General features: G+C 55.2%; 25 protein-coding genes. 12 read left to right on the forward strand and 13 right to left on the reverse strand.

What is annotated here, in order from left to right; all coding sequences use genetic code 11:
• Window positions 1-247 precede the first annotated feature (247 nt).
• Window positions 248-2,188, forward strand: a complete 1,941-nt coding sequence (locus FHW71_RS19015) for a methyl-accepting chemotaxis protein (RefSeq protein WP_179452695.1) — start codon at window positions 248-250, stop codon at window positions 2,186-2,188.
• Here FHW71_RS19015 and FHW71_RS19020 read toward each other — a convergent pair.
• Window positions 2,185-3,390 (reverse strand): MFS transporter, encoded by a 1,206-nt coding sequence (locus FHW71_RS19020; protein ID WP_179452694.1) that lies wholly within the window; start codon window positions 3,388-3,390, stop codon window positions 2,185-2,187. The genes FHW71_RS19015 and FHW71_RS19020 overlap by 4 nt on opposite strands.
• A gap of 71 nt (window positions 3,391-3,461) precedes the next feature.
• The gene (locus FHW71_RS19025; protein WP_179452693.1) at window positions 3,462-4,457 is read right to left on the reverse strand and encodes a GlxA family transcriptional regulator; all 996 of its coding nucleotides are present in this window, start codon (window positions 4,455-4,457) and stop codon (window positions 3,462-3,464) included.
• Between the two features lie 111 nt (window positions 4,458-4,568).
• Between FHW71_RS19025 and FHW71_RS19030 the strand changes: the two genes are divergently transcribed.
• On the forward strand, window positions 4,569-5,405 hold the full coding sequence (locus FHW71_RS19030) for an alpha/beta hydrolase (protein ID WP_179452692.1): 837 nt from the start codon (window positions 4,569-4,571) through the stop codon (window positions 5,403-5,405).
• 30 nt (window positions 5,406-5,435) lie between these two features.
• Here FHW71_RS19030 and FHW71_RS19035 read toward each other — a convergent pair whose 3' ends face one another.
• Window positions 5,436-6,398, reverse strand: coding sequence for a helix-turn-helix domain-containing protein (locus FHW71_RS19035; RefSeq protein ID WP_061719538.1), 963 nt, complete (start codon window positions 6,396-6,398; stop codon window positions 5,436-5,438).
• Window positions 6,399-6,511: 113 nt separating this feature from the next.
• Here FHW71_RS19035 and FHW71_RS19040 point away from each other — a divergent pair, with 113 nt between their 5' ends.
• Window positions 6,512-7,153 (forward strand): HD domain-containing protein, encoded by a 642-nt coding sequence (locus FHW71_RS19040; protein ID WP_179452691.1) that lies wholly within the window; start codon window positions 6,512-6,514, stop codon window positions 7,151-7,153.
• Here FHW71_RS19040 and FHW71_RS19045 read toward each other — a convergent pair.
• A complete protein-coding gene (locus FHW71_RS19045; RefSeq protein ID WP_179452690.1) occupies window positions 7,125-8,348 on the reverse strand; it encodes an MFS transporter in 1,224 nt (407 codons plus the stop codon). The two genes, FHW71_RS19040 and FHW71_RS19045, sit on opposite strands and share 29 nt — an antisense overlap.
• Before the next feature lie 137 nt (window positions 8,349-8,485).
• Here FHW71_RS19045 and FHW71_RS19050 point away from each other — a divergent pair, with 137 nt between their 5' ends.
• Window positions 8,486-9,109, forward strand: a complete 624-nt coding sequence (locus tag FHW71_RS19050) for a TetR/AcrR family transcriptional regulator (RefSeq protein WP_179452689.1) — start codon at window positions 8,486-8,488, stop codon at window positions 9,107-9,109.
• 8 nt (window positions 9,110-9,117) lie between these two features.
• Here FHW71_RS19050 and FHW71_RS19055 read toward each other — a convergent pair whose 3' ends face one another.
• Window positions 9,118-10,233 (reverse strand): metallophosphoesterase, encoded by a 1,116-nt coding sequence (locus tag FHW71_RS19055; RefSeq protein WP_179452688.1) that lies wholly within the window; start codon window positions 10,231-10,233, stop codon window positions 9,118-9,120.
• 125 nt (window positions 10,234-10,358) lie between these two features.
• Here FHW71_RS19055 and FHW71_RS19060 point away from each other — a divergent pair, with 125 nt between their 5' ends.
• Window positions 10,359-10,712, forward strand: coding sequence for an MmcQ/YjbR family DNA-binding protein (locus tag FHW71_RS19060; RefSeq protein WP_110866968.1), 354 nt, complete (start codon window positions 10,359-10,361; stop codon window positions 10,710-10,712).
• On the opposite strand, the gene FHW71_RS19065 is transcribed toward FHW71_RS19060, so the two are convergent.
• Window positions 10,696-11,694, reverse strand: coding sequence for a class I SAM-dependent methyltransferase (locus FHW71_RS19065; protein ID WP_179452687.1), 999 nt, complete (start codon window positions 11,692-11,694; stop codon window positions 10,696-10,698). The genes FHW71_RS19060 and FHW71_RS19065 overlap by 17 nt on opposite strands.
• Window positions 11,695-11,805: 111 nt before the next feature.
• Between FHW71_RS19065 and FHW71_RS19070 the strand changes: the two genes are divergently transcribed.
• A complete protein-coding gene (locus FHW71_RS19070) occupies window positions 11,806-12,684 on the forward strand; it encodes an AraC family transcriptional regulator (protein ID WP_179452686.1) in 879 nt (292 codons plus the stop codon).
• On the opposite strand, the gene cybB is transcribed toward FHW71_RS19070, so the two are convergent.
• Together cybB and FHW71_RS19080 are read right to left on the reverse strand one after the other, a co-directional pair.
• Window positions 12,681-13,220, reverse strand: a complete 540-nt coding sequence (cybB, locus tag FHW71_RS19075) for a cytochrome b561 (RefSeq protein WP_179452685.1) — start codon at window positions 13,218-13,220, stop codon at window positions 12,681-12,683. The genes FHW71_RS19070 and cybB overlap by 4 nt on opposite strands.
• A gap of 91 nt (window positions 13,221-13,311) precedes the next feature.
• A complete protein-coding gene (locus FHW71_RS19080; protein WP_179452684.1) occupies window positions 13,312-13,806 on the reverse strand; it encodes a MarR family transcriptional regulator in 495 nt (164 codons plus the stop codon).
• 204 nt (window positions 13,807-14,010) lie between these two features.
• On the opposite strand from FHW71_RS19080, the gene FHW71_RS19085 reads away from it, so the two are divergent.
• The 3 genes from FHW71_RS19085 (at window position 14,011) to FHW71_RS19095 (ending at window position 16,222) form a co-directional block, all read left to right on the forward strand.
• Entirely contained in the window at window positions 14,011-15,159 is a 1,149-nt protein-coding gene (locus FHW71_RS19085; protein WP_353621000.1) for an MFS transporter, read from the forward strand.
• 96 nt (window positions 15,160-15,255) lie between these two features.
• A complete protein-coding gene (locus FHW71_RS19090; protein WP_179452683.1) occupies window positions 15,256-15,759 on the forward strand; it encodes a DUF1543 domain-containing protein in 504 nt (167 codons plus the stop codon).
• A gap of 40 nt (window positions 15,760-15,799) precedes the next feature.
• Entirely contained in the window at window positions 15,800-16,222 is a 423-nt protein-coding gene (locus FHW71_RS19095) for an NUDIX hydrolase (RefSeq protein ID WP_179452682.1), read from the forward strand.
• On the opposite strand, the gene FHW71_RS19100 is transcribed toward FHW71_RS19095, so the two are convergent.
• From FHW71_RS19100 to FHW71_RS19110, 3 genes are read right to left on the reverse strand one after another with little or no spacing between them, the layout of a single operon-like run.
• On the reverse strand, window positions 16,209-16,580 hold the full coding sequence (locus tag FHW71_RS19100) for a RidA family protein (RefSeq protein ID WP_179452681.1): 372 nt from the start codon (window positions 16,578-16,580) through the stop codon (window positions 16,209-16,211). The genes FHW71_RS19095 and FHW71_RS19100 overlap by 14 nt on opposite strands.
• A 10-nt stretch (window positions 16,581-16,590) precedes the next feature.
• On the reverse strand, window positions 16,591-17,055 hold the full coding sequence (locus FHW71_RS19105; RefSeq protein WP_179452680.1) for a GNAT family N-acetyltransferase: 465 nt from the start codon (window positions 17,053-17,055) through the stop codon (window positions 16,591-16,593).
• Window positions 17,056-17,098: 43 nt separating this feature from the next.
• Window positions 17,099-17,794: a B3/4 domain-containing protein gene (locus tag FHW71_RS19110; RefSeq protein ID WP_179452679.1), complete on the reverse strand. Its 696-nt coding sequence runs from the start codon at window positions 17,792-17,794 to the stop codon at window positions 17,099-17,101.
• A gap of 43 nt (window positions 17,795-17,837) precedes the next feature.
• Here FHW71_RS19110 and FHW71_RS19115 point away from each other — a divergent pair, with 43 nt between their 5' ends.
• Complete coding sequence (locus FHW71_RS19115; protein ID WP_179452678.1) at window positions 17,838-18,440, forward strand: helix-turn-helix domain-containing protein; 603 nt, start codon at window positions 17,838-17,840, stop codon at window positions 18,438-18,440.
• Here the strand turns inward: FHW71_RS19115 and FHW71_RS19120 are convergent.
• Window positions 18,437-19,183, reverse strand: a complete 747-nt coding sequence (locus tag FHW71_RS19120) for an SDR family oxidoreductase (RefSeq protein WP_179452677.1) — start codon at window positions 19,181-19,183, stop codon at window positions 18,437-18,439. The genes FHW71_RS19115 and FHW71_RS19120 overlap by 4 nt on opposite strands.
• Window positions 19,184-19,282: 99 nt before the next feature.
• Here FHW71_RS19120 and FHW71_RS19125 point away from each other — a divergent pair, with 99 nt between their 5' ends.
• Window positions 19,283-20,185 (forward strand): AraC family transcriptional regulator, encoded by a 903-nt coding sequence (locus tag FHW71_RS19125; RefSeq protein ID WP_179452676.1) that lies wholly within the window; start codon window positions 19,283-19,285, stop codon window positions 20,183-20,185.
• On the opposite strand, the gene FHW71_RS19130 is transcribed toward FHW71_RS19125, so the two are convergent.
• Entirely contained in the window at window positions 20,182-20,604 is a 423-nt protein-coding gene (locus tag FHW71_RS19130) for a DUF2000 domain-containing protein (RefSeq protein ID WP_179452675.1), read from the reverse strand. The two genes, FHW71_RS19125 and FHW71_RS19130, sit on opposite strands and share 4 nt — an antisense overlap.
• A 218-nt stretch (window positions 20,605-20,822) precedes the next feature.
• On the opposite strand from FHW71_RS19130, the gene FHW71_RS19135 reads away from it, so the two are divergent.
• Window positions 20,823-21,287, forward strand: a complete 465-nt coding sequence (locus FHW71_RS19135) for an Lrp/AsnC family transcriptional regulator (protein WP_179452674.1) — start codon at window positions 20,823-20,825, stop codon at window positions 21,285-21,287.
• The last annotated feature ends 137 nt before the right edge of the window (window positions 21,288-21,424 follow it).

The following is a 21,424-nucleotide window of genomic DNA, read 5'->3' on the forward strand; positions in this document are numbered from 1 at the left end:
ATTGCATGAGCTGAATAGGATTGATATTCGGCTCATATAGTGAGCTGAATAATAGCCTGTAATCGGCTCAATGACCAGAAGGGAGCGGGCGCTGACCTAAAGCCGGTCGCCATGAATGGCGACCCTACGGAGTTTAGTGTATCGCCATCAAGTTCCCTCGCCGCGCGCCGATAGAGTGTTCAAAGGGATGTACGCGCACAGGGAGTGGTTCTGATTACCGAAAAGTGTCAACTCCAGGAGCGCCATAATGGCCAAACACGCATCACCTAAGAAAAAAATGAGCACCCGCACGCAGATGCTGCTGACGGGCGCCTTAACCATCACGCTCGGCTTTGCCGTGACCATCGGCGTGCTTAGCTGGCAATCCAGTAATGAACAAAAGTCGCTGGCCGAAAACTATCTGCAGCAGATTGCGCAAAGCCAGGCGCTGCAAATTCAGCATCAGCTCAGCTATGCGCGCGATGTGGCGCACAACCTCGGCCACAGCCTAATCGCGTTGCCTGCGGCAGGGATTCATGATCGTAAAGTCGCCGATAAGCTGATGGAATCTGCGCTGCGCGATAATCCTGATTATCTGTCGATCTCGGTGATCTTCGAAGAGAACGCCTTCGACGGACGTGACGCGGAGTTTGCCACCCAACCCAATGCGGCACCGAAAGGTCGCTACGCGTTCTTTGTCGACCGCGATCAAAGCGGCAAATTCAACATGCATCCGCTGACCTCAATCTTCACGCCGGGTCAGGGCGATTACTATCTGCTGCCACAAAAAAGCCAGAAAGACATGCTGATCGAGCCATACAGCTACGCCTACAACGGCGTGCCGACGCTGCTGACCTCGGTGGCGGCGCCGATTGTCAGCCAGGGCAAACTGTGGGGCGTAGTGACGTCGGATATTTCACTGGCGTCGCTGCAGGAGAAGGTCAACAAAATCAAACCGTGGGAAGGCAGCGGCTATGCGATGTTGCTCTCCAGCGCGGGCAATGTGGTCTCTTATCCAGATAAAAGCCAGACCAGCAAGCCGTGGAAAGGCGATACCCACAACTTCAGCAGCAGCGTGATGGAGCATCATGATGCGTTGTTGGGTGAAGATGTGTTGGTGACGTGGCAGCCGGTGGTAATTGGTAACAGCGATCAGAAATGGTATCTCGGTGTGGTTGCGCCGGTCAGTCAGGTGATGGCTGCGGCGCATCGTCAACTGATCAACGCGGTAATCCTGATGATCATCAGCATTCTGGTGGTGTGTACGCTGCTTGGCATGCTGTTCAGCCGCAAGGTGCTGAAGCCGATTGGTGGCGAACCGCTGGAAGCTGCAACTATCGCGCTGGCCGTCGCTGATGGCAAACTTGATAACGTCATCACGCTGAAAGGGCGAGATAACAGCAGCTTGTTCTACGCGCTGCATACCATGCAAAACCAACTGCGCGATATCGTGGGACAGATTCAGGATGCCAGTTCATCGGTGCGTCAGGGCGCGGGTGAAATCGCCAGCGGCAACCTCAATCTCGCCTCGCGAACCGAGCAGCAAGCCGCCGCGCTGGAGCAAACGGCCGCCAGCATGGAGCAGATCACCGCCACGGTAAAACACAACGCCACCAACGCGCATCAGGCAACAACGCTCACCGACAACGCCACGCATATCGCCAGCCGCGGTGAAACACTGGTGGGCGAAGTGGTGCAAACCATGGCGCAGATCGACGACAGTGCGAAGAAGATTGGCGACATTACCGCCATCATCAACAGCATCGCCTTCCAGACCAATATTCTGGCGCTTAACGCCGCAGTAGAAGCGGCACGCGCCGGGGAACAAGGGCGCGGCTTTGCCGTAGTGGCGTCGGAAGTGCGTAATCTGGCCCAGCGCAGCGCCAATGCGGTGAAAGATATCGGTGCGCTGATTGAGGAATCCACGCAGCGCGTCGGCAGCGGTGTGCAGCTGGTGCAGGATGCCGGCAGAACCATGCAGGAGATGACGCAGGCGGTGAATTCTGTGCGCACCATCATTGGTGAAATTGTGATTGCGTCCGATGAGCAGGCGCGCGGCATCAGCCAGGTGACCATTGCGGTGAACGAAATGGACAGCACCACGCAGCAGAACGCCGCGCTGGTGCAGGAGATGTCCGCCGCCGCCAGTTCGCTGGAAGATCAGGCCTCGCAGTTAGCGAACACGGTTGGGCGTTTCCAGCTGAGCTAAGTATGAGCGGCTGATTTATTCGATAGTCGGCTGCCCATCCACCATGTCATCAGCGCTGCGCAGGCGATTACGCCTAACACGGCAAAGGTCACATGATAGGAGTAGGCAGCCGCAATATTCCCAGCCAGCGCCGGGCTCATTGCCGCGCCGATTCCCTGCATCAGCATGATGAAACCCTGTCCCGCGTTGGTATGTCCGCTCCCTTGCAAGATTTTGACAATGTAGCCGGGGATCGCCACGCCAAGCAAACCCGCTGCCATTCCATCCAATATCTGCACCGGAACCATCGAAAATGTGCTGTCAAACAGGGAGGCAATCAGCGCACGCACCGGTAACACCAACAGTGCCAAAGTGATTAACTTTGTATACCCGAAACGCGAGGCATGGCGTGCGGCATAGAGCGCCATCGGGATCATGACGCACTGAGAGATCACCACCGTTGCGGCCGCGTAAAGTCCGGGGCTGATTTCAGCACTGTGCGCTGAGGCAACGCGCAAACTTAACATCGGCAACAGCGCTGCGTTGCCCAGATGAAACAGCAGCAGGGTTAACGCGGTAATGATCAACGCTGGATGGCGAACAACATGGCTGAGGCGCGGAAGGGTATCGCCGGATGAAGCGCTTGTCATACCGCGCGCGGCAACGTCATCAATCTCTTCACTGCGAATGAACAGCACAGCCAGCGCAGCACACAGCGCCATGGTTGTCATCAACACAAACACCGCGCCGGTTCCCCAGTACCACACTGCAGCGCCAGCAATGATGGCAGCGGTCATGTTTCCGCCATGATTGAAGGCTTCATTTTTCCCCATTTGCTGACCAAAACCGTCTGGGCCGGTTAAACCCAGAGTAATGCCGGTCAGTACAGGCGCAATGAGCGCCGCTGAGAGGCCAGTGACAATCTGCGACAAAACGGTTATCCAGGCTTGATCGAAATACCAGAGCAGCAAAGTGGCGCAAGTGATCAGCATTGAACCGGCAAGCAGCAGCGATCGTTTATGGCGCGTAGTGTCAGTTGCCAGGCCGGCCGGAAGCGTAGCGACAAGCCCGGCGAGGCCACCGGCGGTCATCACCCAGCCGATATCGCCCGCATTCCAGTAGCGTTCGGTGAGAAAGATGCCAAGGAAGGGGCCGAGCCCGTCCCGAACGTCAGCCATAAAAAAGTTAACCAGACACAAAGCCTGAAGCGAACGCAGTGGCATATGAATTCTCATTGATTCAATGGGAAGGAAACGATCATAATCATGGCAGGAAAACAGCACTTTGCCTGCGGTTAATCGCTCTGGGCGGTACCAAACCTCTGCCGATACTGGCCCGGCGTGACGCCGGTGAGTTTACGGAATATTTTACGGAAAGCGGAAGGATCGCCGTAGCCGATTTCCCAGGCAATCTGATCAACCGAACGATTGCTGAGTTCCAGCGCATCACGCGCTTTCATGATACGTACCTGCTGCACATAATCCGTTGGCCGCATGCCGGTCGCTTTCTGAAAATGGCGCAGAAAGGTACGTGGCGTCATGCTCGCCAGCGCTGACATGCTCTCAATGCTGTGCTGTTCGGCAAAATGGGCGTGCAGATGATGCTGTGCGCGCAGAATCTGGCTGTCGCCGTGATCGAAATTGGGGATAAATGCGGAGTAGGTGCTTTGTTCACGGCGCGGCGGATCGATTAGCAAAAAGCGCGAAGTCGCTAGCATGGTGCCGGTGCCGAGCACTTTTTCAATCAGCGTTAAACCCAAATCGGTCCACGCCAGAATGCCGCCAGCGGTAATAATATCGCCGTCGTCGATCACCATATTTTCCACCGCAACATTCACCGCAGGAAAACGCTCCGACAACGTCTGCGCAAAGGCCCAATGCGTAGTGGCGCGACGGTGATCGATCAGTCCGGTTTCTGCCAGCACAAAAGCACCGGCGCACACCGAGCAGAGCGTTACGCCTTGATCATAAAGCGCGCTCATCCAGTTGGCGGGCACCTTCATTGGCACCATTTTTGCCGGTTGCACCAGGCTTGGCGGCGCAATCACGTGGCTCAAACGATGTGGCGTATCGGGATGGCTATCCCAGACACAGGCCATTTTGTCGCTCTGCGCATCGATCTGCCAATGCGATACCCGAATTGCCCGCTTGCTCGCCTCTCCGGAAATAGCCTCCGCCCATTCTGCAGCTATCCTGAACATATCGGTTAGGCCATAAATCGCCGCAAGCTGGCAATCGGGATAGATCACCAGGCCAATCTCCGCCACAACGTTGTTTTCAGCAATTTTCATGACTTGTCACTTACAGCCCTTAATGTGTCATATTTGACAATATTAGCCGCTGCCGCTTTCCCTGACAATAAGCCCATCAAACGTAAACAATCACCTACAGAGGACATTCTCATGAGCAACGGCATCATTACTACTCAAGACGGCACCCGCATTTTCTACAAAGACTGGGGCCCGAAAAATGCCCAACCGGTGGTGTTTCACCACGGCTGGCCGTTAAGCGCCGATGACTGGGACAACCAAATGTTGTTCTTCTTAGCGCAAGGTTATCGCGTTATCGCCCACGACCGTCGCGGTCATGGCCGTTCCGATCAGACCGATAGCGGCAATGATATGAACACTTACGCCGCCGACGTGGCAGAACTGGCTAAAGCGCTGGACCTGCGCAACGCTATCCATATCGGTCACTCAACCGGTGGCGGTGAGGTGGCACGTTATGTGGCGCACGCTGAGCCAGGCCGCGTGGCGAAGGCGGTGTTAATGGGCGCAGTGCCGCCAATCATGCTGCAAACCACCGCCAATCCGGAAGGTTTGCCAATATCGGTGTTTGACGGTTTCCGCTCGGCGCTGGCAGCCAACCGCGCGCAGTTCTTTATCGATGTGCCAGCGGGTCCGTTTTATGGCTTCAATCGTCCGGGTGCGAAAGTTAGTCGGGGCTTGATCAATAACTGGTGGCGTCAGGGCATGGCGGGCGGCGCGAAGGCGCAATACGACTGTATCACTGCCTTCTCGGAAACTGATTTTACCGAGGATTTGAAAGCGATCACGGTGCCGGTGCTGGTGCTGCACGGGGAAGACGATCAGGTGGTGCCGATTGATGATTCGGCGCACAAGGCGATTAAGTTGCTCAAGCATGGCACGCTGAAAACCTATCCAGGTTTGTCGCACGGCATGTTTGCGACGCATCCTGAGCAAATTAATCCTGATTTACTGGCGTTTGCGCAAGCGTAGGATACGCGATGGTCGCCATGAATGGCGACCCTACGACAAACGCGTTATTTTTCGGTATGCGGCGGGTGTAATGCCGGTTACCCGGCTGAACACCCGCCGCATCACGTCAGCGCCGGAAAATCCGCACTCTAATGCCAGCGTTTTTGCTGGCAGAGATTTCTGCTCCAGCAGCTGTTTCGCTTTGGCCACGCGCTCACGCTCCAGCCATTGTCCCGGCGTCATTCCCAACTCGTTGCGGAACAGGCGTGTCAGATGCCTTTCACTGATCGCCATATGTTCTGCCATCATCGCCACGGTTTTGATCTCCGCCAGATGCGCAATCACCCAACGCTGTAACTCCTGCAACGCCGAACGGCCGCTCAACGACGCGCTTTTGCTGCGCATAAAATGCGTCTGATTGACCGGACGACGGAAAAACATCACCAGATGCGCAGCGATCTCAATTGCGACTTCACGTCCAAGATCCTCTTCCACCAGACGCAGCGCTAAATCCAGCCCGGACGTAACGCCCGCAGCGGTGCGCACGCGCCCATCTGCCACGCATAACGCATCGGCATCTACGGTTACATCTGGAAAGCGTGAAGCCAGCAAAGCTGCGCTTTCCCAATGCGTGGTCACGCGTTTGCCGGCTAGCAAACCGGTACGCGCCAGCAGCAGCGCGCCGCTGCACACCGAACCAAAACGCTGGCTGCGCTGGCATAAACCGCTCAGCGCATGCAGCAGGTTGTCATCGGCAGCAAAATCTTCTATGCCCGGCGCGCCCGCGATCAGAAAGGTGTGCGGCGCATAGTTTTGTGTTTCAGCCAGCTGCAAATCTGCGCTAAGCCGCACGCCGGATGATGCGTGAATTTCATTGCCCTCAACCGCGATAATGCGTGGCGTATAAATCTGCCGCTGTAGCAGGCGGTTGGCTTCGGCAAACACATCCAGCGGGCCGCAAACGTCGAGTAGCTGCACGCCCGGCACCGCCAGAATCGCTATTTCATGACGCATTCAATTCCTCATGTCGCAAAACATCACAATGTCTTTAATCGTCTGTAATGGTCACTTTAAGACTTTTAGCCTGCGCTTTATGGTGGAAAAAGACAACCAACCGGAGAGAGAAAATGAGTTTGAACATCACTGGCATCCGCATCCCCGACAGCAAAATGGCGCGCGAAGCGACGGAGTTTGTGCGCGATACCGAATCAGCGTTGCTGTTTAACCACTCCAGCCGCGTCTATTACTGGGGCGCGCTAGCGGGACAGCAGCGTGGACTTAACGTAGATCGCGAGCTGCTGTATATCGGCTGCATGTTCCATGACATTGGTCTGACGCACGAACACTGCAGCTGCGATAAGCGTTTCGAAGTGGATGGTGCCAATGCCGCGCGGGAATTTCTGCAAGGCTATGGCATCGCGCCCAGCGATATCGACAAGGTGTGGACCGCGATTGCACTGCATACCACACCGGGGATCCCAGAATTTATGGCACCAGAAATTGCGCTGGTAACCGCTGGCGTCGAGATGGACGTGTTGGGCATCGGCTTTGAGAAGTTTACTGAAAAGGAGATTGGCGCTGTGACGGCAAACTATCCGCGCCCGGCGGCATTCAAGGAGGAGATTATTCAGGCGTTTTACGATGGCATCCGGCATAAACCGGACACCACTTTTGGCAATGTGAAAGCCGATGTGATTAAGGATAAACAGCCAGATTTCTCACCGCTCAACTTCTGTAGCGTTATCCGTCAGTCTCGCTGGCCGGGCTGAGTGTGGTTTTCGCCCGGCTGTTCTCAGCCGGGAAACCCTGTTTAGCACGCAACGCAATCCCTAACGCGACCAACAGCAATAGCAGAATCGCCCACGGAAAAGATTGGGAACCGACATGTTCAAGCAACATTCCGCCCGTCAAACCGCCGAGGGCGATAGCGCTGTTCCAGGTGACGACATTCATGGAGAGCGCAACATCGGCATATTCACCGGCGGCATCTGCCAGCGCCGTTTGCAGCAGCGTCGCGGCTCCGCCGAAGGTGAGTCCCCAAACGGCAATTCCCACATAGATTACGGCGGGTGTTGGCGTACTCAGACCAAAAATCACCGACACCGCAGCAAAGATGGAGAGTGACAGCAGCACGGCCTTGCGCAGATGGGTATCAATGATCTTGCCGGTAATGAATATTCCGCCCAATGCCGCAATGCCAAAGATCAGCAGCACCACATCCACGCGATGCGCCAGACCGGCTGAAGTAATGAACGGCGCGATGTAGGTATAGAGAATGTTATGCGCCAGCATCCAGGTAAGCACCACGCCGAGCACGGCACACACGCCGGGAAGTCGTAATACTGCGCCAAGCGGCATTTTTTGCGTGGCAGATTGGCCGGGATAATTCGGCACAGCCAGCAGAATCCAGCCAATAAGAATGATAGAAAGTCCGGACATAGCAGCAAAAGTCAGACGCCATCCCAGCAATGATCCCATCCATGTTCCGGCTGGAACACCGAGCGAAAGGGCGATTGGCGTGCCCACCATGGCGAGCGCCAACGCGCGTCCCTGAAGTGATGGAACCACCATTCTCCGCGCATAGCCCGCAATCAGACTCCACGCTAAACCGGCTGAAGCGCCAGCAAAAAATCGCGCTATTAAAATGATGACGACGTCAGAAGAGACGGCGGTGAGGGTGTTAAACAGCAGAAATCCGCACACGGTGCTCAACAGCACAGCCCGGCGCGACCAGCTTCGGGTCAGCAATGTCAGCGGAATCGCGGCCAGTAGTGAACCGGCTGCATAAGCGGTAACCCATTGTCCGGCCAGCGACGGGGAAATATTGAGTCCCTGACTGATTTGTGGCAGCAAACCAGCGGGTATGGTTTCGGTCAAAATGCAGATAAAACCTGCCATTGCGAGCGCCAAAAGCGCCAGTATCGGCAGCTGTTGGGCTTCTTCATGCTTAAACGTTGAATTCATTATTTAGCCTGCTTGTGGTTTGCAACAGCGCCGCGAAGCGCTATGGATATATGTATCGATCGGTATTTATATTGCGTAGGCAAGCTGTGCGTTGTCAATGAATTCTGTATCGATTAGTATAAATAGCGGAGGACGTGATGATGAGAACAGGCAGACCAAGACAATTTGACCGTGATGAAGCGGTGATTAAAGCGATGCACCTTTTCTGGGAAAACGGCTATGAATCAACCTCGCTGGCACAGCTCAAAGCCTCGATAGGCAACGGCATAACCGCGCCAAGCTTCTATGCCGCGTTTGGATCGAAAGAGGCACTCTTTGCTGAAGCCGTGAACTGTTATTTGCAAACCCATGCACAGGTTACGGAAGCCTTATGGGATACCAGCGTGCCCGCCCGCCAGGCGCTGGAAACTGCGCTGCTCAACTCCGCCAGAATGCAGTACGATCCTTCGCATCCGCGCGGATGTATGGTTGCGCTGAGCGTGATGTCTTGCTGCTCAGATGAAAACCGCCACGTGTTAAAACCGCTTGAAGCATCGCGGATGCTTACTCGTGAAGGGATCAAGCATTGCGTTGAAAAGGGGATCAGCTGCGGTGAGTTGCGGGATGATGAAGAAACGCTTTCCCTGGCGGTCAGCTTCAACAGCTTTATGCTGGGCATCTCAACGCTGGCGCGGGATAACGTTCCCCTTATCGAAATTGAGCGGGGAATCGCTCAGATGATGAGGTTGTGGGATGCCTCGCGGACAACCCCACAACCTTAAACAACGCGTTACGGTTTGCGCTGCAGCGTAATGCGGGTCAACTCCGATGGTCGGCCCAAACGTACCGCCATGCCAGGCCAAAGCGCGGTGCCGTTGTTGACGTAGAGTTGCATACCATCCACCTGATACAGCCCTGATACGAAGCCGGCGTTGGGTTTGGCAAACAGGCGGTCAAAGCCAATGATCAGGCCGCCGTGTGTGTGCCCTGAGAGTTGCAGATCGATGTTTTTGAGCGCGTTTTGCCGCGCGTTGCGCGGTTGGTGATCGAGCAGGATTACCGGCGCATTTTCCGGCGCACCGGCCAGCGTCTTTTCCAGATCGGGGCCGACTGCACCACGTCGTGAAGCTGAGGTATCCGGCATGCCGGCGATCACCAACTCGGCGTTATCGCGCTTAATTACCGTATGGCGATTGAGTAACGGTTCCAGGCCCAGCGATGCCAGATGCGCGGTCCAGCGCTCCTGCTCAAAGAAATATTCGTGATTGCCGGTGATCGCATAAACGCCATCGCGGGCATGCAATCCACGCAGCGGCTCGACGTCCGCGCGACGATTCTGCAGCGTGCCATCAATCACATCGCCGGTGACCAGAATGAGATCGACATTCAGCGTCATGGCTTTTTGCACCAGCGCGCGCGTCCATTTTTCATTGAAGAGTTTGGTGATGTGCATATCGGTCAACTGCAACAGTTGATAGCCTTCGAATTCGCGCGGAAGGTTGTCGATCTCAATGGTCACATCTTTGATCGGCGGCACGCGGATAGCCTGATAAACGCCAACCGTGGCAAGAATCAAAGCAAAGGCCGCCGCCACATAACGCACTGCCGGCACGATTTCAAACGGATGACGGAACAACAGCGAAACCAGCGCCACCATATCAATCACAAACTGCGTCAGCGCGAGAAACAGTACGGCGCTGAAACCCCAGTTGAACAGGATGACAATCGCGCGCGGCATTTCTGGTGAGAACATGCTGCCAGAGGTAAAACGGCTCACCAACAGATACTGCGAAGCCAGTAACACCAGCAAAGACAGAATGATTTTTAACAGCAATGGCATGGCTAGCGGGAACAAAAATCGGGCGATCACATACCAGCTCGGTATGCTGAAAATCAGATGAAACATCACTCACTTCCCTGGTTTAAGGGCGCTGATTTAGCGCAAAAAATCAATACGCAGTGTAGCCTTAACTGATTACTATTGTGGCTTCGCACGTGCTTTATTTAGGCGCGATTCACCACGGAGGATGCATGCAACGCCAGCAGCTGTTCGACTACATTAATCAGCACTATCAGGTAGAACCCGATTATCCGTGGAAAAAGCACAGTGAATATGCGGTGCTGCGTCATCCGCGGCACCGCAAGTGGTTTGCGCTGGTGTTCCCGCTGGAGAGTCATAAACTCGGTTTGCCGGATGGGCCGGTTATCGATGTGATGAACATCAAAGCGCGTCCCGAACTCATTGGATCGCTGCGCCAGCTGCCCGGCGTTTATCCGGCTTACCACATGAATAAAGAGCATTGGCTGAGCATCACGCTGGAGAACGGCTTGCCGGATAGCGAGATTCTGGCGCTACTGGATGACAGCTTTAGTCTGACGTTTTAGGCTTGCGCGCCAGCAGTACATAAAGCGGTGACATTGGGAACGGTTGCAGCCGCTGTTGCTGTTCAAGCACAAATCCCACTTGTTGTAACTGAAGTGCCAATTCACCCTCTTGCGTGACACTGTAACCACGCATCATCAATGGCGTGAAGAACGGCAAGATGCGGCGCGCGTCGGCTGGGTTGCAGGGCACTTCAGCATGCGCGCTGATCAATAATCCGCCCGGCCTGAGCTGTTCAAACCATTTCCTGAGCATCGCTTCTCTATCCTCGATGAAATAGAGAAACGAAGAACTCCAGATAATATCAACCTGTCGCTTTTCCGAGAACTGTGCCAGCGCGCAACAGCGATCGGTTAATCCGGCTCTTTCGATATTGCGCTGTGCCACAGTGGCGGTTTGCGGCAAATCGAGCACCACCGCTGAAAGATGGGGAAAACGCTGCGCCAGTGCGATGGCGATCAATCCCGGCCCGCCGCCCATATCCAGCAACAGCGCCGGACGCTGAAAATCGGCCAATTTATCCGCAATCGCGCAGGCGGTATCGGCGCTGAGCGCGCGTTGCTCCTGCGCAATTTGGTGCAGCGCGGCATCGGCCCAGGCGGTATCGATTTGCAGCGGATCCTGCCAGCCGGGCGCGGCTTGCTGCAATAACTGCGGCAGACGCGTAACAAACTGCTGCAATGTTTGATGACGATAGCGCCACGCAGCGCCGATATAGCGCTCGCCTGCGCGGCACAAGTATTGACGTGCATCAGATGCGACAAAATAGTTTTCTCCTTCACGCGAAAGCAGTTCACTGCTCCACAACAGCCTGAGCAGATGTTCAACCGGCGCGGTTCGCCAGCCGCAATGCTCAGCTACCTGCGCGGCATTGGCGGGAAGGTTGAGGAAATCAAATAGTTGGTTGTCGAATGCCAGCGCAATCGCGCCGTTCAGCGCCTGCTGCGCCAGTAAATCATCGAGAATGGGTAACGGTGAAGACATGGCAGAATCCTGGGTCATTGAGTCAGAACAACAGACTAGCCTTTCACTCAAATGCAATTTATTCTCATTTGTCTGCGATACGACGGATTAACTCTGCGCGAGGATGATGGGATGCAAAACAGAATGCTGCACTGGCGGCAACATACGCCGCAACTGGGCGATCTGCGCGTGCGCCAGCTGGATTTGGCGCGTGGTATGCGGCTGGTGCAATCAGATTATCGTCCGTTGGCGGCGCTGGCCGAATCGTCGCAAGCCGTGCATCTCCAGCCGCAGTTGGTGCTGACCTTTGGTCTGAGCGGAGAATCGCGTTTCCGCGCTGGCAGTGGTCACGAAGTTGCCTTTAGCGCCGGACACCTTACCGTCACCAGCTTTCAGCACAGTGCGGGCGAGCGGCTATATCGCGCAGGCGAACGCGTGAAGCAGCTGCGTTTGATTCTTAACGTCGCCAGCGCTAGCCACTATTTTGGCGATGAGCAGGCTGAACGACTGTTCCAGCCGCAGCTTAAACGCCATCTTTTCAGCCGTTTTGGTCACGCCACGGTGGCACAACTTGCGCAGATTAATGACGATCCGTTGATGCTGGAGATTCAGGCGCTAAGCCTGTTGGCGCTGCATCGGCATCAACTACAGCTGCAATGCAGCGATGTGACAAGGTTGCATCCGCATACCGTGCAGCGTCTGGAGCAGGCGCGTGAATGGATGTGCAAACATCTGTCGCAACCCTTTTCTTTATCAACATTAGCCACAGCCGTGGGATTAAGTGATTACCAGTTGAAGAAGGGCTTTCAGCAGCATTTTCGCTGCACGCCAGGCGCGATGCTGTTGCAAATGCGCATGGAGCACGCGCACGCCTTGCTGGAGCAAGGATTTCAGGTTGCGCAGGCAGCGTGGCAGGTTGGCTATCAACATCCACGTAATTTCAGCGTGGCGTTCCAGCGCTATTTTGGCCGCCCGGCAAGTGCGATCACCGGGCGGAAAAAGAAGAATTAACGTGATCGACGCGATGGCATCATGCGTACTAATGTGTTGTCTTTGAACAGATAATGATGTGCCAGCGCGGCAACGGCATGAATGCCGATCAGCCAATAACCATAAGGCGCGAGGGTTTCATGCCAGCCCGCAATCGTGTCGGCAAAATCCGGATCCGGATCGCCGCTCACCGGCATCGGAATACCAAAAATCCACCAGGTTCGTCCCATATAGAAACGCGACAGAATCCCCAGCGTCGGTAAGACGATGAAAAACACGTAGATAGCCAGATGCATCAGATGCGCCAGGCCGGTTTGCCAGTGCGGCGGCTTGGGCACAATCGCCGGGCTGCGATGGCGAAAACGCAGCAGGATGCGTGACAGCATAATCACCAGCACACAGCTCCCTGCGCTGAAGTGACCAATGATCATCGCAAAGCCTTGCCACGAACCGCGCGTCGCCAATCCACGAAATTCCATGGTGCAATACGCAGTGACGACCAACAGGAAGGTCAACCAATGAAGAAAAATCTGCGATGGGGCGTATTTATTGCTCATCTCTAGTCCGTAAAAATGCCTGGCGGGACGACTACTTTAAGGGAAAATGCGCTGAATTAATTCATATTTTGACGCATCAGCAACAGCGTTTTTACTTTTCCGCTTCCGTTGCCACCAATAACTGACTTAGCAAGGTTTTCAACTGCGCTTGCTGCGCGGAATTCAGCGTTGCCAGCAGGCTATTTTGTGTTTGCGTATGCACCAGCAGCGCTTGCTCGATCTTTGCTAATCCCGCATCGGTGAGCGCCACCAGCATGCTGCGCTTATCCTCGGGATCGGCAACGCGCACAATCGAACCCACTTCTTCCAGCCGATTGAGCCGATTGGTCATCGCGCCCGATGTCACCAGCAACGATTTATACAGCTGCGTCGGCGATAAGCGATAGGGTGCGCCTGCGCGTCGCAGCGTCGCCAGCACATCAAATTCGCCATCGCGAAAGCCAAACGGTGCCAGCGCTTCAGCGCGGGTTTTCGCCAGATGTTTCATGATGCGCAGCATGCGGCCAAAAACCGCCATCGAAGACGCATCCAGCTCCGGCATCGCGCTGGCCCACTGTTCCACTACAAACTCGACATGATCGGTCAAACGGATTTCCCCTGATGCAGTTCTTAACTATTTGCACAATCCGTAGCGGCGCAATTTATTGCGCGATGAATCGCGCCGCTACGGATTGTGCGGTGATTAATATTCGACATCGCATCCCCATTTGTTGCTTTGTGCGCATGGGCTACTACTGCTCCAGAAAGTATCTTAACGTTAAGATACTTTTAATGTGCAAGGAGATGCAAAGTGAATCGTACTTTACCTGCGGTTGGGATGTTTGCCTTACTGGTTTTTATTATCGCACTGAATTTGCGGCCGATTATGGCGGCGATGGGGCCGCTGTTTCCGCTACTGCAGCGCGACGCGCAGCTTAGTGCCACGCAGCTTAGTCTGCTTACTACGTTGCCGGTGATCATGATGGGATTGGCGGCGTTGGCCGGTCCGCTGCTGCTGCGTCAGCTCGGTGAAGTGCGCGGTATTGCTGCCGGATTGGCGTTGCTGGCGCTGGCGAGCATCGCGCGTGGATTCGACCAATCCGCCACTATGTTAATTATCAGCGCGCTGGTGGCGGGCAGCGGAATAGGTTTAATTCAGGCCTTGATGCCCGCGCAGATCAAACGTCACTTCGGTGCAAAAGCAGGCACGCTAATGGCGCTGTTCACCACCGGGATTATGGCGGGTGCAGCGATTGCCGCCGCCAGCGCCGCGCCGTTAGCCAATGCGCAAGGTTTGGCGTTAACACTGGCGATTCCGGTCGTGCCGGCAATCATCGCGCTGTTGCTGTGGCTGACGGTTTCACACGGCATCGCACCGACACAAAGCAATCAACCTCCACGCGCCGCTCGCTCGGAGCGCGCCTGGCTGTTGATGATTTTCTTTGGTATCGGCACCGGCGCGTACACTTTAGTGCTGGCGTGGCTGCCGCCGTTTTACATGCAGCACGGCTGGCAACCGGAGCAGAGCGGCTACGTGTTGGGCGCGCTGACGCTGACGGAAGTGGCTGCGGGCTTTGTGCTGTCGGCGCTGATCCATCGCTTCCGCGATCGTCGCCGTCCGTTGCTGGTGGTGTTAACTCTGATTCTGCTGGGTTTGATCAGTTTGCTGACGCTGGGCGGCGCGCAGGCTTGGCTGCCTACTTTGCTGCTGGGATTGGGCATTGGCGCGCTATTTCCCCTCTCGCTAATCGTCACGCTCGATCACGCGCACACGCCCGAAGAAGCGGGCGCATTGCTCTCATTCGTGCAGGGTGGCGGCTACTTGCTGGCGGCATTGATGCCGCTGATCGCCGGCATCGTGCGTGACCGCGCCGCTTCGCTGGATAGCGCGTGGGTAATGATGAGCGTGGGCATTGTGCTGCTGATGGTGATGGCGCAGCGGTTTAAACCGCAGAGATAAACGGCATTGTTGCGGCATGAAAAGGTTGTCTCGTTATGTATGTTGTTTTATAACGCTCCGCACACTCTTCTTTGTTCAACAAAAGGAAATGACTACGTGAACCTGTTCATCTTTTACGTTGGCGGTAATGCCGGAAAATCCAACATCGAAGTGCACGACATCCAATTCGTTGCCGCTGAAAAACCGCAAGACGCCTGGCCCGCATTGCGTGAAGCCTGGTTTGGCGATGCCGATAAAATCCACGTCGATGGCTATGCGCGCGTGACCTGGGCCGATGGTTATCGCGTTTCTCTGTCGGCAGAACCGGCAACGGGCAGTAAAAAGCTTTTCTTTGTCAATGCCGGTGCTTACCATCCTTCGACGCTGGCGGAACTGCATGCGTTCGATCTGTTTGTGGCGGAAAACGTCAAAGAGGCCAAAGCCAAAGGCTTAGCGAACTTGCTGCCCGGCGCAGATCATCAACACAAAGACAATCTCAAAGATGTGGATGATTGTTTGCTGCTTGAGAAGGTGGGCGATCTCTACATCCATCTTACGCCAGACGCCAATGGCGAACCGTTCCGCCCTGAATGGCAAGGTTATCAACCCATTGGATCGTAGGGTCGTCATTTATGACGACCTGGCAAAACAAGGAGCAACTATGTCACCACAAGTGGGAATCGGCGTTTTAATTTTCCGCGGCGGGAAGCTGTTATTAGGACAACGCAAAGGCAGCCACGGCGCGGGCGACTGGTCTGCGCCGGGCGGGCATCTGGAGTTTGGCGAATCGCCGGAGTCTTGCGCACGTCGTGAAGTGCTGGAAGAAACCGGCCTACAGCTTGGTGAACTGCAAAACGGCGCGTTCATTAGCGATGTGTTTCCCGACGTCAACAAGCACTACATCACGCTGCTGATGGTGGCGCAGGATGCTATCGGTGAACCGCAGTTGATGGAGCCTGAAAAGTGCCACGGCTGGCAATGGTTTGCGCCTGAAGATCTGCCGCAACCGCTGTTTGCGCCGCTGCGCACCTGGATTGCACGCGATGGATTGGCGGCGCTAAAAGCATTGGCTACAGCGCGATAATCGCCTCGATCTCAATTTTCAAATCCGGCGAGAAAAGTTGACTGATTTGTACCAGCGAACTGGCGGGCAGATGATCGCCATAATGCTTAAACAGTACGGCGCGTATGGCAGTGATCTCATCAAATGAGGTGATGAAAATCGTCACCTTGATCAGCTTTTCCAGCGAACTCTTTTCCTCAGCCGCGATGGTATGCAACTGCTGGAAAATGGCTTCTGTTTGCGAAGCGATATCGGATTGCTGCGCTGGCGTACCAAAGGCGGTCAGGCCAGAAACATACAAGGTTTCATTGTGCTTTACCGCATGCACGTAAGGCGCTTTGACTTCACCCAATTGCGGATAGTTTTTACGCATCAGCATCTGTTTCTCCTTAAACGATTTTAAGCACCATCACCGTAACTTCTTCATCAGCCATTACGCGCTGCTCCACATCCTGCCAGCCGAAGCGGCGATAAAGCGCTTGTTGATCCGGCGTATACAGCCACAGCGCGGCAATCCCACGCAGACGCGCTTCAGTAATCAAGCGCGTCACCAAAGTACTCGCCAACCCTTTACCGCGATGTTCAGCTGCAGTAATCACTTCGCCGAGCCAAAACTCGCGATCGACGCTATCACCCAATTCGTAATGAATAATGCTGGCGGTGGCCATCAATTCGCCATCGGATGTGGTGGCAACCAGCGTTAGCGTTTTTGCCTCCGCTTGATTGCGCGCCTGCAAACGCTGCTGAATCACCGCCGCATCACGCCAGTTGGGGAAATCCGACCATTCGCGATGCAGCATTTGCGTTACTGCATCAAATAACTGTGGCTGCTGCGCCAGCAGGTTGATGTGCATTTCGAATCCTAAAGGTGGGCGGGCGAGAGTGACAACATAGCGGTTAGCTATTGATATTGCCAAGCAAACGGCGTTCGACAGTAGCGCCAGGCATAATCTGCAGAATACCGTGCTCCAGCATATCGCCCGCTTGTTGCAGTGATTCGAGCGGCATCGCCGGTAAACGTTCCAGCACAAACCACATCTGCGCTTGCTCAATACTGAGACGCGTGCGCACGCCTTGTCGCCAGTTCCAGCGCCGACAGGTTACGCCTGCGTCATCCCGCCATACCACTTCGCCAGGTTCTGGAGATTCATGGCTCAACACGCCTTCTTTATAGACATCGAACGGTTCGCTGCCATCGGCGCGCGTCAGCCGCGGGTTGCCCACGTAAGCGGCCACATTCTCACCGCCGACCGGAATGGCGAAACGAATGCTTACCGCATTGTAGAGATCAACGATCGGATCAATGGCCGCCATATTTCCGTCGCGCTGCACGCGCTTGCGCAGCGCATCTGCCGAGCAAGGCGTACGCTTCGGTTTAGCGCCAAAGCGTTTGAACATCTCAGCCCATTGCATCAGATGTGCTTCTGCCCACGGAAAGTCATCCTGCAACATGTCGCGACACGCTTGCGCTAAGGCTTCTTCACCAACGTGCGGACGCTCCACTGGCGCAGCCTGAACTAAAATGCTGAGCGCGGTAAAGTCAGGCGCTAAGGCAGAAACGGAAGGATCGATTGACGGGCTAAAGGCGAACATAACATAATCCTGTAATGACTAATTTATTCCATGATAGTGACCGATGAAGACGAAAGTCAATAAATTGACCGAAACAGGTTCTGATATCGACTACGTCAGCGCCGCCGTTTCAGCCAGCGTGAAAAGCTTCCGCCAACGGCAAAAACTGTCGCTGGATGAGTTGTCACGCCGTGCGGGCGTCAGTAAAGGCATGTTAGTTGAGATTGAGAAAGGTAGCGCAAATCCCAGTATCGCCATTCTGTGCAAAGTGGCGGCTGCGCTGGGAATATCGGTGGCCGATATTGTGAATGTTACCGCCGATCCGCTCGCGCATCTGGTCGCTGAAGAGGACATTCCGGTGCTGTGGCAAGGCGACAAGGGCGGCACGGCGCGTTTGCTGGCGGGAACCCAAGGGCCGGATATGATCGAGCTGTGGCGTTGGACGATGTTTCCCGGCGAACAGTTTGCCTCGCCGGGCCATCCGCAGCGCACTTACGAACTGATGCATGTCGAGCAGGGCGAACTCACGCTGAAGGTTGATGAACAGCAGTTGCAGGTGCCGCGCGGCAGTTCAGCGGTGGCGAAAACCGCTGCGCCGCACAGTTATGCGAACCTCGGCGAACTGCCGCTGATTTTCACCATGGCAGTCGCCGAAATTCACAGTTAACCCACCTCGTTCGCCAGCGCCACCGCATCTTCACCGGCGGGAATGCGCATCGGAGCATGCGGATCGGTCGCCGCGCGCCACACCGCTTCGGCCACATCCAGCGCTTTGGTGGTTGGTTGCGGCTGCTGCATCGCGCTGAACACGCCATCTAACAGCGGCTGATACGGCTCAAGCTGCGTATTCTCCATGCGCGGCATGGCATTCTTGCCAAAATCGGTGGTGGGCGCCAAACCTGGCAGCACCAGACGCACGTTGATGTTGAACGGTTGCAACTCCAAAGCCAGCGATTCGGTAAAGGCGTTCACCGCCGCTTTGCTTCCGGTGTAAACCGCCAGCAGCGGCAGAGATTTCAGCGTCACCGTTGAGGTGACGTTGATCACCGTGCCGCTTTGTTTCGCGCGGAACTGTGGCAGCACAGCCTGCGTCAGTGCGATGGTACCGAGCGTGTTAGTCTCAAACACGTCGCGCACCGTCGACATCGGCGTGCCTTCCAGAGATGACAGCACGCCAATCCCGGCGTTATTCACCAGCACATCGATATCGCCCGCCGCAGCGACGGCACTTTCGATGCTGGCGGCATCGCTAACGTCCAATGGCAGCAGACGCAGATTTTCCGACGCCGGGAATATGTCGGCACGGGGATTGCGCATGGTGGCGATCACTTTCCAGCCACGTTCCAGAAAATAGAGCGCGGTGGCGTGACCAAAGCCGGAAGAACAGCCGGTGATTAGAATCGTTTTCATCTTTCACTCCTGCATTGCATTGGGGTAGACGATCACTATAGAGTCAACCAACTGGACTCACTACAACGCAACGTCCACCTTTCATTCGCAGGAGTCCAAATGATCGATCCCTTAGCGGAAATGGTGTCGCTGCTGCAGCCGCAAGCGGCGTTTTCCAAACGCGCGCGTGCTAATGGCCGCTGGCGCGTGCAGCGCAGTGAAACCGGTCAGCCGTTCTATTGTCTGGTGCTGGAAGGTCGCAGCCAGTTGAAGATGAAAGGGCATGCGCCGATCACGCTGGAGCAGGGCGATTTTGTGTTGATCCCGGCGGCGTGGGAATTTTGCATGACCAGTGCCGAACCGCCCGCCGACGATGCACCCGAAACCACGCCACAGATGCTCGCGCCCGGCGAATTCTGGATTGGCAATCAACATCAGCCCGCCGACGTCCAAACACTGATTGGCTATTGCCAGTTCGGCGCGCCCGATGCCGGGTTGATTGTCTCGCTGCTGCCGCAGTTTATTCACGTGCGCGGCGAATCGCGCCTGACCACGCTGGTGGAATTAGTGATGGATGAATGCCGCGCGCAGCGTCCTGCGCGCCATGTGGTGCTGGAACGCTTGCTGGAGCTGCTTTTAATAGAAGCGCTGCGATCGATGCCGATCTGCAACGCGTGTCCGGGCGTGATGAGCGGCTTAGCCGACGAACGATTGGCGGCAGCAATCCGCGCTATCCATGCCAATCCTGCGCACAGCTGGACGGTGGCCGAACTGGCGAAAGCCGCCGCGCTGTCACGTTCATCATTCTTTGTGCGTTTCCGCGAAGCCGTTGGTGTGGCGCCGATGGTCTATCTGCTGACGTGGCGCATGGCGCTGGCGAAAAATCTGCTTCGCGGCAAAAGCATGGCGGTGGCAGAAGTGGCCGAGCGCGTCGGCTATCGCTCCGCCAGTGCTTTCAGCGTGGCATTCAGTCGCTACGTAGGCCAGCCGCCTGCGTGGTTCGCCGCCGAAGAGGATGTTTAGCGATAAAGCTTCAAATTGCCGGTTAAGCGGGTAATTTTTTTCTTTGGGCCGATCAAACCGATTGCCACCAACTCAATCTGATCGCTGTGCGCGTCAGTAATACGCTCGCTATATTCCTCGTAAGTTTTGCAGGATTGCGCCAGCGCGCTGAACGGCATTGCAAAGATCTCATTATCAGCGCTGCTAATATGCTGCAACTCGCGCAGGTAATTGCCGTCAGCCAATAACATCGGCAGCGGCGCGTAGATGACGCCGGGATAATTCACGCCATCCTGGCTTTGCTGATCCGGCCCCACCAAATTTCCTATCAATTTTCCAAAACTAATGCCGATAACGCTTGAAGCGTTCATCGCCAATCCGGCGGGCAGTTGCTGATCAATCACGATGGTGCAGCGATGGGTGTTTGCGTCGAAATCCATGATTCAGGCTTCACTTTAAGTGGGTTTAAGGTGCGCACGCCGTAGGGTCGCCATTCATGGCGACCTGGCCACATCCGCGCAATGACTCTGTCGGTAATCACCAGACAAAAAGTATGCCGCAACCCCAAAGGAAAGTGCTTTCTGAATACGTTGCAAAAGGAACTGATTAAGGATAAAAAATCCCTTAATCGCCAATCTATGGAAAGGATTATCCACTTATGAGCATAAGCAAGACAGATATCAAAATCCTTCAGCAGTTGCAGCAGGACGCACGCATCACCAACCAACATCTCGCCGACGAAATTGGCCTCTCCGCATCCCCAACCTGGCGCAAAGTGCGCAAGCTGGAAGAGGACGAAGTGATTCAGGGCTATCGCGCGGTACTTAATCGAAAAAAGATTGGCCTTAATGTGATGGTGTTTGTACGCGTCACCATTGATAGCCACAGCGAAGCCGAAGCGCGCAAATTCGAACAAGAAGTGATGGCGCTGGATAATGTGGTCTCCTGCTACAGCATTGGTGGCGATGCGGATTTCTTATTGCAGGTGGTTGCGGCGGATATGGATGCTTACGCGGAATTCGCCATGTCGGTTATTCGAAGATTGCCGGGGATAAAGGAGATGCAGAGTATGTTTGTGTTGAAGGAGATTAAGGGATTGGCGGCGTGGCCTTTGGAGAAATAAAAGCATCGAATAAATCATAACAAATAGATGAAGGTTTGATTAAATTCCACGCATTCTACTTTATGCATCAATATTATCCTCTGCAAGCAATATTAGATCCGAACAATAATAAATACATTCTGGTTTAATTCCTAAAT

It is taken from the genome of Enterobacter sp. Sphag1F (assembly GCF_014193275.1).
GTDB classification, from domain to species: Bacteria; Pseudomonadota; Gammaproteobacteria; order Enterobacterales; family Enterobacteriaceae; genus Pantoea; species Pantoea symbiotica.